Here is a 16,566-nt window from a genome sequence, read left to right as displayed (position 1 = left end):
GACGTCGTGGTGCAAGGCGTCTTTAGGTTTGGCGTCGTTCTCGTCAGTTGCGCGGCGGCTTGGCCGCCACGATGTCGTCGGCCTTGACCCATCCAGGCGTGCCGACGGCAAAACGGGTTTTCGCGCGCGTGGCGAGCTCGCGGGCGGTCTTGTTGTCGCCGCGCAAGTAAGCGGCCTGGGCCGATGCGAGATCCGCCTCGGCATAATCTCCCTTCCGGCCATAGGCCATCGCGAGCTGGCTGTAACCGAGGATGGCCTCGGGCTCCCGCGCCACCGCGGCGCGGAGAATCCGAACGGCGTCGTCGGTGTAGGCCTTATTATCGGTTCCAACCAGAGCCTGCCCAAGTAACATCTCGATGAGGGGCGAGTTGTTCGAGAGTGCGGCAGCCTTGCGCAGGGGCGCGATAGCCTCGGCGGCCTTGCCGCTTTCCAGCAAGGCCTGGCCGCGCACCTCGTAGAAGTACGGATTGCTCGGCTGAACCTGGATCAGCGCATCGACCTGGGCGAGGGCGCTGCGCAAGTCCCCGTGCAGATAGGTGCTGATGGCGCGGGCATAGCGCGCCGGCATGCTGTCGTTCGAGAGCGGATAGCGGCGGTACACCGTCTCCGGCCGCTCCATGAAGGCGGATATCTTGGCGCGAACCATGTCGTGGCGAAGCTGAAGCGCGGGATCGTCCTTCTTGCTCCAATAGGGGCTGGAGCTTGCGAACTCCTGCAGCGCGGCAACGCGCTCGGCCGGCATCGGATGCGACTGGAGATAGGGGTCGGCGCCGCGCGCGGCGAACAGGCTCTCGCTGGTGAAGCGCTTGAAGGTCTCGTACATGCCCTTCGGCGATTGCTGGGTCGCGGTCAGGAATCGCACGCCGGCGCGGTCGGCGTTCTCCTCCTGCTGGCGCTGATAGGACAGCAGCGACCGGCGGATCACCTCCTGGGGAGCCGACATGGCGGCAGCGCCGACATTGGCGAGCCCGTTGTTGCCGGTGCCGCGCTGGGTGCTGCCCGCGGCGATCGCGCCGGCGCCGAGCAGCATCGCGATGATCATCTGGGTCTGGGCGGCGGCGAGCTGCTCGCGCAGCTTGGACAGATGGCCGCCGGCCAGATGCCCGGTCTCGTGCGCGAGCACGCCGATGATCTGGTTCGGCGTCTCCGATTGAAGGATCGCGCCGTAATTGACGAAGATGCGGCGGCCATCGGCGACGAACGCGTTGAACGAGCCGTCGTTGAGGATCACCATCTGGATGTTCTGCTTCTCCAGACCCGCGGCGCGCAGGATCGGGCGCGTATATTCGCGCAGCAGTTGCTCGGTCTCGGTGTCGCGCAGGACCGGCGGCCCTTTGGCTTGCGCGTGCGCGGCGGAGAACGGCGTCAGCGCGATCGCCGCGGCCGTGACGAGGGCGGTGAGGGCGGAAGCCTTCTTGCGCAATGCGATCTGGAGCGACATCAAACGGTCTTGGTCAAACGGTCTGGAAAGCAGTTTCGTGATGGGTTTGGCGATTGGCGGCGGACCGGATACGCGATATGCCCTTGTGAGCCGTTCCCCTTATGAGCCGCACAATGCGGCCAGTCTGGGGCGCAAGCGCCCCGTTCCCGGGCCGGAGGCACCGGCCCGCCAGCGAAATAGCAGAAATCGATGCACGATGCGACTTTAAGGAACCGGTTGGGGCAGTGGCTCGAGCCCTCCCGCCGCAGCGATGTTCCCCCGTTCATGGTGATGGACGTCATGGCCGCGGCGGCCCGAATCGAGGCCGCCGGCGGCCATGTCATCCACATGGAGGTCGGCCAGCCCGCGGCCAGCGCGCCCAGGACGGCGATTGCCGCCGCCCATATGGCGCTCGAGACCGGGCGGATCGATTATACCTCCGCGCTCGGCATCCCCTCCTTGCGCGAGCGCATCGCGCGCCATTATCGCGACGCCTATGGCTGCGACGTCAGCCCCGAGCGGATTGTGGTGACCACCGGCTCCTCGGGCGGGTTCATCCTGGCCTTCCTGTCGATGTTCGAGCCGGGCGACCGCGTCGCCGTGACGGTGCCGGGTTATCCGCCCTACCGGCATATCCTGACCGCGCTCGGTTGCGAGCCGGTGCTGATCGAGACCACGAACGAGACGCGCCATGCGCTCACCGGCGAGGCATTGCTCGCCGCCCATCGCAAGGTGCCGCTGAAGGGCGTGTTGGTCGGCAGCCCCGCCAATCCGACGGGGACGATGATGTCGCGCGAAGCGCTCGCCGGCCTGATGGCGGCCGCTGAAGACGCGGGCATCCGCTTCATCTCGGACGAGATCTATCACGGGCTGGATTATGCGTTTCCAGCCGCCACGGCGGCCGCGCTGTCCGAGCACGCGCTCGTGATCAACTCGTTCTCGAAGTATTTTTGCATGACGGGCTGGCGCGTCGGCTGGATGGTCGTGCCCGAAATCCTGGTGCGGCCGATCGAGCGGCTGCAGCAGAACCTGTCGATCTCGGTGCCGGCGCTGTCGCAGATCGCGGCAGAGGCCGCCTTCGACGGTGCGGCCGAGATGGAAGCGATCAAGCGCGGCTATCAGGAAAACAGGCAGATTTTGATCGAGGGATTGCCGAAAGCGGGCCTCAGCAAATTCCTGCCGGCCGATGGTGCATTTTATCTCTATGCCGACGTCTCGGACTTCACCTCCGACAGTTTCGAGTTCGCCAAGCAGATGCTCGAGCAGGCACGCGTTGCGGCGACGCCCGGCCTCGATTTCGATCCCGTTCACGGCCGATCGTTCATTCGTTTTTCGTATGCACGCTCGCCGGGAGAGATGCGCGAGGCAGTTGACCGGATCGCTCACTGGCTTAAATAGCCGCCAGTTTTCGACCAGCTCCGGAGTTCATCTTGCCCGACCACCGATCCGTCCCGACCGCTGCCGCACCACATTTTTCTCTCGCCGCATTGATGTGGCCGACCCGGCCGGGCGAAACCGTCGGCGCAGTGCGTGCCGTCGTGCTGGTTGGGCTCGGCACCGCATTGATGGCGCTGTCAGCCAAGGTCAGCCTGCCGCTGCCCTATGTGCCCATGACGTTGCAGACGCTGGTGGTGCTGATGATCGGCGCGGCCTATGGCTGGCGTCTTGGCAGCGCAACGATGATCGCCTACCTCGCCGAGGGCGCGCTTGGCGCGCCGGTCTTTGCCGGACCGGTGGGTGGGATTGCGCCGCTGATTGGCCCGACCGCAGGCTATCTGTTCGGCTTCATTGCGGCCGCCTTCGTAACCGGCTGGCTCGCCGAGCGCGGCTGGGATCGCAGCGTGGCGCGGTTGTTTGCAGCCATGGCTGTTGGCCATGTCGTCATTCTGGCCGCCGGCTTCGGCTGGCTGGCGTTCGGCCTCGGGCTCGGCGCTGCGAAGGCCTGGCAGGTCGGCATCGTGCCGTTCGTGGCGGCTTCGCTGATCAAGAACGCGCTTGGCGCGACGTTGATGCCGGCGGCGCGCAGGCTGATCGAGCGCCGGCGATAAAGCGCGAAACCCTGATCGCCATCGTGCTCGGCGCACGCGTCGGCTGACTCTGGCCGACCGTTGCCACCAACGATGAGATCAAGGCGCTCGTCATCGCCCACATCCAGGGAACGCTCGAAGTAACGGGGCTGGTCGACATTCTCGATCAGCCCTTTTCTTTGAGTCTAGAACCGCTCTGGCCGATATGGCAGCGGATCGATCGCCGGCGTCTCGCCGCTCATGATCTCGGCGAGCAGGCGTCCGGTCGCGGGTCCCAGGGTAAATCCCTGATGGCCGTGGCCGAAATTCATCCAGAGGCCGGGATGACGCGGAGCTTGCCCGAGCACCGGCAGCATGTCGGGGGTGCAGGGGCGGGTGCCGAACCACGGATCCGGCTCGACGCGTTGGCCGAGGTCGATCAGCTCGCGTGCGGAGCTTTCCGCGCTGGCGAGTTGCACGGGCGTGGCGAGGGCGTCCATGCCGGTCAATTCGGCGCCGGTGGTGATGCGGATTCCCTTCGCCATCGGCCCCATGGCGTAGCCGCCGCCCTTGTCGACCAGCGGCAGATCGAGCGAGGCGCCGCCGCTGTAATGCATGTGGTAGCCGCGCTTGCGGACCAGCGGAATGCGATAGCCGAACTTGTGCAGCAGATCGGGTGACCACGGTCCGAGGGTCACGACGGCGTGGGCGGCGTCGAGGCACCCCTGGTCCGTCGCGACCGACCAGCCGGTTGCGGTCTGCTGCAGCGACTGCGCATCGCCGAGCACGATGGTGCCGCCGAGGCGCTCGAACAGCTCGGCATAGGACGTGACCAGGGCGCCGGGATCGGACACGGTCCAGGTGTCGAGCCAATGGATCGCGCCGGGAAGATCGTCGCGCAGGATCGGCTCGGCCTTGGCGAGCTCGCTGCCGGACAGCACGCGAAAATTCACGCCGAATTCGCGCTGGTCTTCCTCCGCGGCTTTGATCGAGAGCTCCAGCTCCCCGGCGTTGCGGTACAGCGCCCGGTAGCCTGCGCGGCGGATCAGATTGTCGGCATGAGCCTCGCGAACGAGGATGTCGTGTTCCGAAGTCGCGTAGGCGATCAGTCGCGCCCAGGCCTCGATCGCCTCGCGATGCCGTTTCGGCGCCGAATGCCACCAATAGCGGAGCAGGGGCTCGATATGGCGGTGAAGCGACGACAGGCTGTAGCGCACGTCGTTGGTGCGGCCTGTCGCGATCTTCAGCAGCGTCGCAAGGTCGCGCGGCATCGGATAGGGACGGACCGCTTCGGCCTGGATCATCCCGGCATTGCCGTAGCTGGTCTCGCGACCGGGCTCCCTGCGATCGACGAGCGTGACGGTCCAGCCGCGCTGCTGCAGGTGCAGTGCGGCGCTCACACCGATCATGCCGCCGCCGAGAACCATTGCGCTTTGCATCGGAAGACTTCTCCTGTCGGATCGCGTTATCCCGGGATCATTCCCAGGTGAGGAAGCCGGAGGCAGCGGAGAGCGGCGGCGCCGCGGCAAGCCGCGCCAGATCCGGGACGGGCCGGCACAATTGCGCATCGCCCGCGAACGCCGCCTCGATGCCCGCGGCGACCGAGAGCACGATGGCGTCGCCGCCACGCTGACCGATGATCTGGAGGCCGAACGGCAGCCCGACTTCATCGAGGCCGAGCGGAATGCTGATCGCGGGATGACCGGGGAGCGTGACGGCGTAGGCCAGCGCGAGCCAGTGGAAATAGGACCTGGTCGGCACGCCGTCGATCTCGGCCGGATGAGGCTCCGACCACGGCCGCGGGCTCAGCGTAATGGTCGGGCTGATCAGCACGTCGCAGGTTTCGAAGAAGCTCTGATAGGCGCGATAGATCCGCGTCTGCGTCGCCGTGGCCCGTGCGTGGTCTTCGAGCGTGTAGCCCAGCCCTTCCTCGACATTGGCGCGGACATTGGGGCCGAGCATCTCGCGGCGTTCCTTGTAGTTCTTGCCGTGCATGGCCAGGAACAGGCCTGCGCGCAGCACGGCGAAGGCGTCGTCCGCGCCGGAGCAATCCGGCGTCGCCTCGCGGGATTCCGCAAACAGCGGCGCGAGCTTCTTCACCCGCGCGCGGAACACGCGCCGGATCGCCTGCTCGGTCGGGGCAAAGCCAAAATCCTCGGTGAAGGCGAGACGCAGCTTGCCGAGCTCTGCGGGGCGCGGGGCGGCCCAGCGCTCGGCGCGAGCGCGCACGGGCTCGCCGGGCAGCGTATAAGCGAGCGGATCGCGGCCATCATCGCTCGCCATCACCGAGAGCATCAGCGCAGTGTCTGCGACGTTGCGCGCCATCGGCCCGTCGGTCGACAGATTGGACCAGCCGAACGCACGCTTCTCGCTGGCCACGAGGCCGTAGGATGGACGCATGCCGACGATGCCGGCGAAGCCTGCCGGATTGCGCAGGGAGCCGCCGGTGTCCGAGCCGGAGGCGAGCGGAGCCATGCCGCAAGCCAACGCCACCGCCGAGCCGCCGGAGGAGCCCGCCGCCGAGCGTAGGGGATCGAAGGGATTGCCGGTCGCGCCGAATACGGGGTTGCGGGTGTTGCCGCCCGCCGCCCATTCCGGCGTGTTGGTCTTGCCGAAGATGACGGCGCCTGCCGCGCGCAGGCGCGCGACCGAGCCCTGGTCGACAGCCGGGACGTTGTCCTTCAGCAGCGGGCTGCCATAGGTGGAGCGCATCCCGGCGGTGTCTTGGGTGTTCTTGATGAGAACGGGAAGCCCGTGCAGAGCCCCGCGATCCTCCCCGCGCAGGATGGCGGCTTCGGCCACCTTGGCGGCGGCCCGTGCGCCCGGCTCGTCCAGCGTCACGACGGCGTTGACGGCGGGGTTGATCGCGGCGATGCGGGACAGACAGGCGTCGAGCAGCTCGACGGGCGAGATCATCCGCGCGGCCAACAGGCGGCGCAGTTCGACGGCGCTGGAATCGCAAAGCTCTGACAATGCCGGTCCCCATTCAGATTGCGAAAACGGCTTAGCACATCGACGCAACGACGAAACGAAAACGCCCGGCGGATGCCGGGCGTTTTGCATTTTGGATGTTCGGCCTTATTCGCCGCCGCCGAAACGGCGGGACCACCAGCCGGCGCGGCGCGGGACCGCGGGCGTATCGCTTGCCGGTTGCGGCGCGGGTTCAGCTGCCGGCGCGGGCGGCGTGACCGGCTCGGCCGCCTGCGCAAGCTGCGACACCTGCGTTGCCGGCTCGCTCGGGCCGCTCGACAGGAAGCTCACCTTTTCGCGCACCGTGGAGCGGCGCCGTGCGGCCTTGTCGTCGACGGGCTCTTCCTCCGCGGCAACGGGCTCGGGCTGAGCCGGCGCCTCGGCCTGCACCTCGGCGCGCGGTTCGGGCTGCGAGGCTTGCGGTTCAGGCTGCGAGACTTGCGGTTCTGGGCTGTGCTCGGCCTGTGCAATCGAGGGCGCAGCCTCGTTGCCGAAGCCGTCGAAATCGGCGACCGCCTCGGCAGCTTCCGATGGCTGATTGGTGCCGAGCTCGTCGCTGATCGAGCCGGCGAGACCTTCCTCGCTGCCACCGCGACGGCGGCGACCGCCGCGGCGACCGCGCCGGCGCCGGCGCTCGCCGTTGCCTTGCTGCTCGCCGCGGGCTGCTTGTTCCTCGCCTTCCTCGCCGTCCTGCTCGGATTCGGCATCGTCCTCGCCTTCGCCGGCCGCTACGGCCGCCTCGGGAAGGGTGGCAGGGCTATCCTCGCGCAACTCGCCGTCGCGCGGGCCACCGCGGCCGCGGCGGCGACGTCGGCGCTTGCGGCGCTGGCCGTCCTGGTCGGACGCGGCTTCGCCGGACGCCTGCTCCTCGGTGAGACCTTCGGTCTCCTCGGTTTCGACCTCGGATTCGGTCTCGATGTCGAAGGCGTCCTCATCGTCGTAGGGCTCTTCGGCCGCCGGCGGCGGGCTCGCAGCCGCCTGCGCCACAAGCAGCGCCTTGGCGGCTTCCAGCGTATGGACCTGCTCGCCGCGGTCGATCACGTAAGCCTGAGGTCCGCTGACGGACTGATCGGCAATGACCGACAGCGTCACCTTGAAGCCGTTTTCGAGGTCGCGCAGGTGGCCGCGCTTGTGGTTCAGCACATAGAGCGCGACGTCGGTACGGGTGCGGACCACGAGATTGTGGGTCGCGCCCTTCATCAGGATTTCTTCGAGACCGCGCAGCAGCTGCAGCGCCACCGAGGACACCGAGCGGACATGGCCGGTGCCGCCGCAATGCGGGCACGGATCGGTCGAGCTCTCGAGCACGCTGGCGCGGATGCGCTGGCGTGACATCTCGAGCAGGCCGAAATGCGAGATGCGTCCGACCTGGATGCGAGCGCGATCCTGCCGGAGGCAGTCGGACAGCTTGCGCTCGACCGCCCGGTTGTTGCGCTTCTCGTCCATGTCGATGAAGTCGATGACGATCAGGCCGGCGAGGTCGCGCAGGCGAAGCTGGCGGGCGACCTCTTCGGCCGCCTCCAGGTTGGTCTTCAGCGCAGTGTCCTCGATATGGTGCTCGCGCGTCGACCGGCCGGAGTTGACGTCGATCGAGACCAGCGCCTCGGTCTGGTTGATGACGATGTAACCGCCGGAGCGCAGCTGCACGGTCGGCGAGAACATCGCGTCGAGCTGGCTCTCGACGCCCATGCGCGAGAACAACGGCTGACCGTCGCGATATTGCTTCACCGCGCTGACATTGGCGGGCATCAGCATCTTCATGAAGTCGCGCGCTTCGCGGTAGCCGGACTCGCCGGCCACCTGAATCTCGTCGATCTCCTTGTTGTAGAGGTCGCGCAGCGAACGCTTGATCAGCGAGCCTTCCTCGTAGACGAGGGTCGGGGCCTGCGACTTCAGCGTGAGGTCGCGCACCGTCTCCCACATCCGGATCAGATATTCGAAGTCGCGCTTGATCTCCGGCTTGGTCCGGGCGGCGCCGGCCGTGCGCAGGATGATGCCCATGCCCTCGGGCACGTCGAGATCCTGCACCACTTCCTTCAGGCGGGAACGGTCCTGGGCGCTGGTGATCTTGCGGCTGATGCCGCCGCCGCGCGCGGTGTTCGGCATCAGCACGGCATAGCGGCCGGCGAGCGACAGATAGGTCGTCAGCGCAGCGCCCTTGTTGCCACGCTCTTCCTTGACGACCTGTACCAGCATCACCTGGCGGCGCTTGATGACTTCCTGGATCTTGTACTGGCGGCGCGGGCGGAACGTGCGCTCCGGCACTTCCTCCAGCACGTCGTCGCCGCCGACGGATTCGACGACTTCCTCTTCGGCTTCATCGCCGTCTTCGTCCTCATCCTCGTCTTCGTCGTCTTCGCCGGCTGCGTCCCCGGCGTCGGCATGCGGCGCTTCGGTGCTCTCGCCGTACACGGCGTCGGCCGGCTCAGCGGCGGCGGTCACGGCTTCGGCAAGGGCCTCGGCATGCGCTTCGGAAGGGGCGGCCTCCTGCGGCTCGGCAACATTTGCGGTCGCGACCACGGGCTCGGCGCCGACGGCCGCGACAGGCGCAGGCGTCTCGCCGGCGTGATCATGGTCGTGATGATCGTGCGGATGGTCGTGATCGTGACCATGGTCGTGATCGTGGGCGGGCGCGTCAGCATGGGCATGACGATCGTCGCGATCATGCTCGGCATGATCATGTCCGTCGTGATCGTGGTCGTGGCTGTCGTGCTCGCCGTGATGCTCGGCATCGGCATGCAGCTGCTCGCCTTCCTGCAAGGCACCCTGCAAGGCACCCTCGCCATGCTCCGGCTGCGCCGCGCCCTCGATCGGCTGGGCGGCGGGATCGGCGCCGGCCTCGAGGCCCTCGACGATGTCGCTGCGCACGCGCTCGCCGTGACCGCGGCGGCGGGCATTGCGGTGGCGTGAACGGCGGCGCCCGTGGGAGCGGTTCTCGCTCTCCTCTTCGGCCTCGCGATGGGCCTGTTCCTCGGCCTCGATCAGCGCCTGCCGGTCGGCGACCGGGATCTGGTAATAATCGGGATGGATTTCGCTGAAGGCGAGGAAGCCGTGGCGGTTGCCGCCATATTCGACGAAGGCGGCCTGGAGCGAGGGTTCGACCCGTGTGACCTTGGCGAGGTAAATATTCCCGCGCAGTTGCTTGCGTTGCGCGGTCTCGAAATCAAACTCTTCGACGCGATTGCCGCGGACCACGACGACCCGGGTCTCTTCCGGGTGGGTGGCATCGATCAACATCTTGTTGGGCATGTCTTAACTCTTGGCGGCGGCGGGCGCGATTCACCGTGGGCGCGTATCGCGCCGCCGGGTGACGCGACGGTCCACCTGATTCGGGGGTGAGGGGAAGGCCGAAACGCCGTCTCTCGCGCCTTGCCGGACCGGAAGCTTCAGGACCATTGCGGCGCGCGGGATTTTCACTCCGCAGCGTCGCGAATGGTCCTTCAGAATTCGTCGGCACAGTCTGGCGCATCAAGCGTCGGCCCGTATGAAACATTGGGCGGCGAGGCCACCCTTCAATCAGTTGCTGTTGGCCAGGCATGGCGCGAGCGCGCTCGCCTTGGGGATCAAGAACCGCTCCCTTGGGATCAAGGGAACGGGTAATGGGTTACGTCGCTGTCAGAACCGTCCCGGTAACGTGAGTGGTAACCCGGGACCGGTCCGCCGCCGACGCGTGACCCGTTCCACCCGCTGCCGCGCACCGCGCTGGCCTTAGAGGGAAACGGAAAACGCTGGAATTCCCAATCTTGGGAGTTCCGGCGCTGCGCCGGGAGGCTGAATGCGACACAACCGAGAATATCGGCCGTCAGCATTCCGTACATACGAGGAATGAGCCATCCGTGCAAGGGAGCGTCGCACGGCGGTCACAGTCGAAGAGTTTCGCACGTCCGTCATTAAGGATCGATTAACCGTGTGGTTCTATTGCGTTAAGAGGGCTGCTCGGAGGCACGGAATCGGTGGCGAGCCGCACACATCGACGGGTTTTGCTGGGATGCGCGCTGTTGTGCGCTGCGGTATTGCCATGTGCTGATTCCTCGCGCCTGAGGGCAGCGGAAAGCCAATCGCAACCCACTGTTGCAGCGGCGAATTTTCCGATCGCCTCGGCCGCCCGACTGGCCGGCGACGGCAAGCAGACCCGCTTCATTCTCGACATCAACCAGGCCGTGACCTTCCGCGCAGTCACGCTGGCAGACCCTTACCGGGTCGTCATCGACGTGCCGCAGGTCAATTTTCAGCTGCCCGCGGGCACCGGGGCCGGAGGGCGCGGACTGGTCAAGGCCTTCCGCTACGGGCTCGTCATGCCCGGCGGCTCGCGAATCGTGTTCGACCTGACGGGACCGGCCAAGATCGCCAAGTCCTACGTGGTCGAGGCGGCCAACGGCCAGCCGGCCCGGCTTGTGCTGGAGCTTGAGGAGGTCGACCGTACCGCCTTCATGCAGGCGCTCGCGCCTGAAAGCCGCCCCGAGCTGCGGCCCACCATCGCCGAGGCGCAGCCTGCAACGGCGCCGGCGACCACAGCTCCGGACACGGCGCAGCAGAAAGCCGATGGCCGCCCGGTGGTCGTGATCGATCCCGGCCATGGCGGCATCGACAATGGCACGCAGTCGAGCGGCGAGAGCGAGAAGAACCTGGTTCTGGCCTTCGGGCTGGCGCTGCGCGACAGGCTGGAGAAGGCCGGCAAGTACCGTGTGGTCATGACGCGGGACGACGACACCTTCATTCCCCTCAATGACCGGACCAAGATCGCCCGCAACCACAAGGCGGCGCTGTTCGTCTCTATTCATGCCGATGCGCTGCCGCGGGCCGAGGGCGATGCGCAAGGCGCGACCATCTATACGTTGTCCGACAAGGCGTCCGACGCCGAGGCCCAGCGGCTGGCGGATGCGGAAAACCGGGCCGATGCGATCGCCGGCTTCAACCTCGCGGAGGAGCCGAACGAGGTCGCCGACATCCTGATCGACCTCACGCAGCGAGAAACCCGCACTTTTTCAAACCGTTTCGCCCGCCTGCTGATTGGCGAAATGAAGTCGACCGTGCGGATGCACAAGCATCCCCTGAAATCGGCTGGCTTCCGGGTCCTGAAGGCGCCCGACGTGCCCTCGGTGCTGGTCGAGATCGGCTACGTCTCCAACAAGGGCGACCTCGAGCATCTGGTGTCCGAGGGCTGGCGGTCCCGTGCCGTGGGCTCGATGGCGCAGGCGATCGACGGGTTTTTGACCAAGCGGATGGCCACGGCGGGATCGTCAAATTGACCGCCCCGAGGGTCTTCGAAACTGAAAGGGTTGTCCGCCCCCTCGCAAAGGCCCTAGTTTGGCCACAGCGGGCGCTTTATAAAAATGCCGCAGGGGGTTCCGGAATCGGCGAGAATCCTGTTCGGCAAGCGTCTTAAGTCCGGCACTGATAGTATTGTGTAGGCGGGCGAATTCGCGACGTGAGGTTGGTGCCAGTTTGGGGTGCCAGTTTTTTGGGTCCAATGGGATCGATACTGGGCTGATCCAGACTTTGAACGGATAAATAGATAATGCGCTTGCTGGTGCGGTTCATGGGCTTCCTGTTCGCCGCGGGAACAGTGGTGTTCCTTGTCGGTGTCGGGGCCGTGGCAGGCTTGATCTGGCATTTCTCCAAGGACTTGCCGGACTATTCTCAGCTTCAGGATTACGAGCCGCCGGTGATGACCCGCGTGCACGCGGTCGATGGTTCGCTGGTCGGCGAATACGCCAAGGAGCGGCGCCTTTATCTGCCGATCCAGGCGGTGCCCAAGCTCGTGATCAACGCGTTCCTCGCGGCCGAGGACAAGAACTTCTACGAGCATGGCGGCATCGACTACACCGGCATGGCGCGCGCGGGCCTGGTCTACATCCAGAACTACGGCTCCAACCGCCGTCCGCAAGGCGCCTCCACCATCACCCAGCAGGTCGCCAAGAACTTCCTTCTGACCAACGAGGTCTCGTTCGCCCGCAAGATCAAGGAAGCCTTGCTGGCGATGCGGATCGAGAAGACCTATTCCAAGGACAAGATCCTCGAGCTGTATCTGAACGAGATCTATCTCGGTCTCGGTGCCTACGGCATCGCTGCCGCTTCGCTGGTCTATTTCGACAAGTCGGTGAACGAGCTGACCGTGGCGGAAGCGTCCTATCTGGCGGCGCTGCCGAAGATGCCGGCGACGCTGCATCCGGTCCGCAACCGCGACCGCGCCATAGAGCGCCGCAACTATGTCGTCGACCGTCTGCTGGAGAACGGCTGGATCAAGCAGGCCGACGCCGACAAGGCGCGCAAGGAGCCGCTCGCCGTCACCAGCCGTTCCAACGGCGCCCACACTTTCGCCGGCGAATATTTCGCCGAGGAAGTTCGCCGCGACATCTTCGAGCGCTACGGCGAGAAGAAGCTGTATGAAGGCGGCCTGTCGGTCCGCACCACGTTGAATCCGAAGATCCAGGTCATGGCCCGCAAGGCGATGGTCACCGGCCTCGTGAACTATGACGAGCAGCAAGGCTATCGCGGCGCCATCAGCAAGCTCGACATCTCAGGTGACTGGGGCGTCAAGCTCGCCGAGATCAAATCGCTCTCCGACATCTCGCCCTGGCGCATGGCGGTCGTGCTGGAAACCAGCGACCAGTCGGCGCGCATCGGCTTCCAGCCGAGCCGCGAGCTTGGTGGGGCCGTCAGCAAGCAGCGCGAGACTGGCATCATCACGGTCGACGGCGTCAAATGGGCACGAGCCGTGCAGGGCGGAACCAAGGGCAAGACGCCGACGGCGGTGTCGCAGGTGCTGCAGCCCGGCGACGTCATCTATGCCGATCCGCTCTACAAGGATGGTCAGCCGGTCGAGGGCCAGTACCGGCTGCGCCAGATCCCCGAAGTGTCCGGCGCCATGGTGGCGATGGATCCCTGGACCGGGCGCGTGCTCGCCATGGTCGGCGGCTTCTCGTTCGATCAGAGCCAGTTCAACCGCGCCACGCAAGCCTACCGGCAGCCCGGTTCGTCATTCAAGCCGATCGTGTATTCGGCTGCGCTCGACAACGGCTATACCCCCTCGACCGTCGTCCTCGATGCTCCCATCGAAATCGACCAGGGGCAGGGCGCAGGCGTGTGGCGGCCTGAGAACTTCTCGTCGGGCAAGTTCCAGGGCCCGGTCACGCTGCGCAACGCGCTGCGGCAGTCGTTGAACACCGTGACGGTGCGCCTCGCGCAGGACATCGGCATGCCGCTGATCGGCGAATATGCCCGCCGCTTCGGTGTCTATGACGAGCTGCCGAACTATCTGTCCTACGCGCTGGGCGCCGGCGAAACGACGGCGATGCGCATGGTGACGGCGTACTCGATGCTCGCCAATGGCGGCCGCCGCGTGAAGCCGACCTTGATCGATCGTATTCAGGACCGCTACGGCCACACTATCTTCAAGCACGACCAGCGCGAATGCCGCGGCTGCGACGCACCGGGCGGCTGGAAGAACCAGCCTGAGCCGCAGCTGATTGACCGCCGCGAGCAGGTGCTGGACTCCATGACCGCCTATCAGATCACCGAGCTGATGGAAGGCGTGGTGCAGTCCGGTACGGCCACGGTCATCAAGGCGGTCGGCAAACCCGTCGCCGGCAAGACCGGTACCACCAACGAGGCCAAGGACGCCTGGTTCGTCGGCTTCTCGCCCGACATCGCCGTCGCCATCTATATGGGCTACGACAAGCCGCGTCCGCTCGGCAAAGGTAACGCCGCAACCGGCGGCCATCTGGCAGCCCCTATCGCGCGCGACTTCCTCCAGCTCGCGCTTGCCGACAAGCCCGCCGTGCCGTTCAAGGTGCCGGCCGGCATCAAGCTCGTGCGTGTCGCCGCAAAGACCGGCATGCGTGCAGGCCCCGGCGAAACCGGCGGCACCATCCTCGAAGCCTTCAAGCCGGGCACGGCGCCGCCGGACAATTACTCGGTCATCGGCGTCGCCGATGCCGACAGCCGCATGCCGGTCTCGCAGCAGCAGCCGGATTCCGGGTTCCTCATGCGCCCGGGCACCGGCGGGCTGTGGTAGCGGATAACCCCTGATACGGGCGAGGCGGGCGGTTGCGCTTTACGGCCGCCGCCGCTACATCCCCTCTCGAACTGCACGCGGGATTCCGCAAGACAGAGAACGACATGCGCGCCGAAATCGAACGGTTGGTAGAAGAGATCAAGCAGTCAGTCGGGCTGCTGAGGAGGCATCTTTGACGTCGAGAAATCGACGGCGCGCCTCGCTGAGCTGAACAAGCTCGCAGAAGATCCCAACCTCTGGAACGATCCCCAGAAAGCCCAGAAGCTGATGCAGGAGCGCACCTCGCTGGAGGATTCGCTCTCCGGCATCGGCAAGGTCGAGCAGGAGCTCGAAGACGACATCGGAATGATCGAGCTCGGCGAGGCCGAGGGCGATGACGGCGTCGTCGCCGAGGCCGAGGCCGCGCTGAAGAACCTCAAGAAGGAAGTGGCGCGGCGCGAGCTCGAGGCGCTGCTGTCGGGCGAGGCCGACCGCTTCGATTCCTATCTCGAGGTCCATGCCGGCGCCGGCGGCACCGAGAGCCAGGACTGGGCGCAGATGCTGCTGCGCATGTACACGCGCTGGGCCGAAACGCACGGCTTCAAGGTCGAATATCTCGAAGAGTCCGAGGGCGAAGAAGCCGGCATCAAATCGGCGACCATCCAGGTCTCCGGCCACAACGCCTATGGCTGGCTGAAGACGGAAGCCGGCGTGCACCGCCTGGTGCGGATCTCGCCGTTCGATTCCAATGCGCGGCGGCACACCTCGTTCTCCAGCGTGCAGGTGTTTCCCGTCATCGACGACAGCATCAAGATCGACATCAAGGAATCCGACGTTCGCGTCGATACGATGCGGTCGGGCGGCGCCGGCGGCCAGCACGTCAACAAGACCGAATCCGCGGTGCGGCTGACGCATATTCCGACCGGCGTCGCGGTGGTCTGCCAGGCCGGCCGCTCCCAGCACAAGAACCGGGCACAGGCCTGGGACATGCTGCGCGCGCGTCTCTACGAGATCGAGCTGAAGAAGCGCGAGGAGAAGGCCGCCGCCGACCAGGCCGCCAAGACCGATATCGGCTGGGGCCACCAGATCCGCTCCTACGTGCTGCAGCCCTACCAGATGGTGAAGGATTTGCGCACGGGCGTGCAGACCTCCGACACTTCGGGCGTGCTCAACGGCGAGCTCGACGATTTCATGGCTGCGACGCTGGCACAGCGCGCGTTCGGCACCACGACCGGCGAGATCGAGGACGTGGACTGATCATGCCCCGCGTCGCCTTCATCGGATTGGGGCGGATGGGGCACGGCATGGCCGGCCGCTATCTCGACGCCGGCTTCACCGTGACGCTGTGGAATCGCAGCAGGGCAAAAGCGGAAGACCTGATCGCCCGCGGCGCGCATTGGGCGACCTCGCCGGAGGATGCGGCGATCGATGCCGACGCCGTCGTGACCATGGTCGCCGACGACGAGGCCTCGCGCGCGGTCTGGCTCGGGCCGAAGGGCGCGGCCAAGACCGCCAAGGCCGGCACCATCGCGATCGAGTGCTCGACCGTCTCCTATGACCATGCCCGCGAGATGGGCCGCGAGCTGAATGCGCGCGGGCTGATCTACATCGACTGCCCCGTGACCGGATTGCCGGACGCGGCGGCCGCCGGGAAACTGACGCTGCTGGTCGGCGCCGATGCCGCCGATCTCGAACGCGCGCGGCCCTATCTCGAGCCGATCGGCTCGACCATCCGCCATTTCGGCGCGGTCGGCTCCGGCACCGTCTACAAGCTCATCAACAATCTGATGGGCGCGATTCAGATCGCCGGCCTCGCCGAGGGCCTTGCGATCGCCGAGCAGGCCGGGCTCGACATGAAGCTCGTGCTGGAATCGATCCAGGCGGGTGTCGCTGCAAGCCCGCAGGTCACGCGTCATTCCAAGCGCATGGTCGCCCGCGATTTCTCCGGCGCGACCTTCACGGCGGCGCTGCGGCACAAGGATGCCGCCTATGCGGTGAAGCTCGCCGAGAGCCTCTTGGCCGGGAAGCCGCTGGTCGCGCGCGCCGCGGTCGAGGCCTACGCGCAGGCCAAGACCGCGATGCCGGACGACGACGAAGGCAGGATGATCGAGCTGGTGTCGCGGCCGAAATAAGTCGCTTAGCTCTGTTCCGGAAATCGGGTGGTCGCTTCCATG

10 protein-coding genes are annotated in these 16,566 nt (G+C 66.4%); 6 read left to right on the top strand and 4 right to left on the bottom strand.

The annotated features are described in order from the left end of the window. Positions 1–43: 43 nt before the first annotated feature. The gene (locus DCM79_RS13280; RefSeq protein ID WP_257180214.1) at positions 44–1,441 is read right to left on the bottom strand and encodes a M48 family metalloprotease; all 1,398 of its coding nucleotides are present in this window, start codon (positions 1,439–1,441) and stop codon (positions 44–46) included. Positions 1,442–1,630: 189 nt separating this feature from the next. Here DCM79_RS13280 and DCM79_RS13275 point away from each other — a divergent pair, with 189 nt between their 5' ends. Both DCM79_RS13275 and DCM79_RS13270 read left to right on the top strand, forming a co-directional pair. Continuing rightward, positions 1,631–2,818 (top strand): pyridoxal phosphate-dependent aminotransferase, encoded by a 1,188-nt coding sequence (locus tag DCM79_RS13275; protein ID WP_257180213.1) that lies wholly within the window; start codon positions 1,631–1,633, stop codon positions 2,816–2,818. Positions 2,819–2,910: 92 nt separating this feature from the next. After that, a complete protein-coding gene (locus DCM79_RS13270; protein WP_257180756.1) occupies positions 2,911–3,468 on the top strand; it encodes a biotin transporter BioY in 558 nt (185 codons plus the stop codon). Between the two features lie 164 nt (positions 3,469–3,632). Here DCM79_RS13270 and DCM79_RS13265 read toward each other — a convergent pair whose 3' ends face one another. From DCM79_RS13265 to DCM79_RS13255, 3 genes are all read right to left on the bottom strand, one after another. After that, the gene (locus DCM79_RS13265; protein ID WP_257180212.1) at positions 3,633–4,865 is read right to left on the bottom strand and encodes an FAD-binding oxidoreductase; all 1,233 of its coding nucleotides are present in this window, start codon (positions 4,863–4,865) and stop codon (positions 3,633–3,635) included. Between the two features lie 37 nt (positions 4,866–4,902). Continuing rightward, on the bottom strand, positions 4,903–6,399 hold the full coding sequence (locus tag DCM79_RS13260) for an amidase (RefSeq protein WP_257180211.1): 1,497 nt from the start codon (positions 6,397–6,399) through the stop codon (positions 4,903–4,905). A 105-nt stretch (positions 6,400–6,504) separates the two neighbouring features. Further along, positions 6,505–9,645: an Rne/Rng family ribonuclease gene (locus DCM79_RS13255; RefSeq protein ID WP_257180210.1), complete on the bottom strand. Its 3,141-nt coding sequence runs from the start codon at positions 9,643–9,645 to the stop codon at positions 6,505–6,507. A gap of 704 nt (positions 9,646–10,349) precedes the next feature. On the opposite strand from DCM79_RS13255, the gene DCM79_RS13250 reads away from it, so the two are divergent. The 4 genes from DCM79_RS13250 (at position 10,350) to DCM79_RS13235 (ending at position 16,524) form a co-directional block, all read left to right on the top strand. Beyond that, the gene (locus DCM79_RS13250; RefSeq protein ID WP_257180209.1) at positions 10,350–11,645 is read left to right on the top strand and encodes an N-acetylmuramoyl-L-alanine amidase; all 1,296 of its coding nucleotides are present in this window, start codon (positions 10,350–10,352) and stop codon (positions 11,643–11,645) included. Positions 11,646–11,914: 269 nt separating this feature from the next. Next, entirely contained in the window at positions 11,915–14,413 is a 2,499-nt protein-coding gene (locus DCM79_RS13245) for a penicillin-binding protein 1A (RefSeq protein ID WP_257180208.1), read from the top strand. Positions 14,414–14,517: 104 nt separating this feature from the next. Next, positions 14,518–15,649, top strand: a protein-coding gene (gene prfB / locus DCM79_RS13240) for a peptide chain release factor 2 (protein ID WP_257180207.1) whose coding sequence is annotated in 2 segments (ribosomal slippage) — positions 14,518–14,586 and positions 14,588–15,649 — 1,131 coding nt in all. Because the reading frame shifts where the segments join, the coding sequence is not laid out codon by codon here. A 2-nt stretch (positions 15,650–15,651) separates the two neighbouring features. Then, on the top strand, positions 15,652–16,524 hold the full coding sequence (locus DCM79_RS13235) for an NAD(P)-dependent oxidoreductase (protein ID WP_257180206.1): 873 nt from the start codon (positions 15,652–15,654) through the stop codon (positions 16,522–16,524). Positions 16,525–16,566 lie beyond the last annotated feature (42 nt).

It is taken from the genome of Bradyrhizobium sp. WBOS07 (genome assembly GCF_024585165.1).
In the GTDB taxonomy this organism is placed as follows: Bacteria; Pseudomonadota; Alphaproteobacteria; order Rhizobiales; family Xanthobacteraceae; genus Bradyrhizobium; species Bradyrhizobium japonicum_B.
Note: the sequence above shows the minus strand (reverse complement) of the source record. Positions and strands in the feature narration are given on the sequence as shown.

What these genes read in the sequence shown, in the direction of transcription:
- DCM79_RS13280 (WP_257180214.1), bottom strand. Translation starts at nt 1,441, where the DNA reads ATGTCGCTCCAGATCGCATTGCGCAAGAAGGCTTCCGCCCTCACCGCC.
- DCM79_RS13275 (WP_257180213.1), top strand. Translation starts at nt 1,631, where the DNA reads ATGCACGATGCGACTTTAAGGAACCGGTTGGGGCAGTGGCTCGAGCCC.
- DCM79_RS13270 (WP_257180756.1), top strand. Translation starts at nt 2,911, where the DNA reads ATGTGGCCGACCCGGCCGGGCGAAACCGTCGGCGCAGTGCGTGCCGTC.
- DCM79_RS13265 (WP_257180212.1), bottom strand. Translation starts at nt 4,865, where the DNA reads ATGCAAAGCGCAATGGTTCTCGGCGGCGGCATGATCGGTGTGAGCGCC.
- DCM79_RS13255 (WP_257180210.1), bottom strand. Translation starts at nt 9,645, where the DNA reads ATGCCCAACAAGATGTTGATCGATGCCACCCACCCGGAAGAGACCCGG.
- DCM79_RS13245 (WP_257180208.1), top strand. Translation starts at nt 11,915, where the DNA reads ATGCGCTTGCTGGTGCGGTTCATGGGCTTCCTGTTCGCCGCGGGAACA.
- DCM79_RS13235 (WP_257180206.1), top strand. Translation starts at nt 15,652, where the DNA reads ATGCCCCGCGTCGCCTTCATCGGATTGGGGCGGATGGGGCACGGCATG.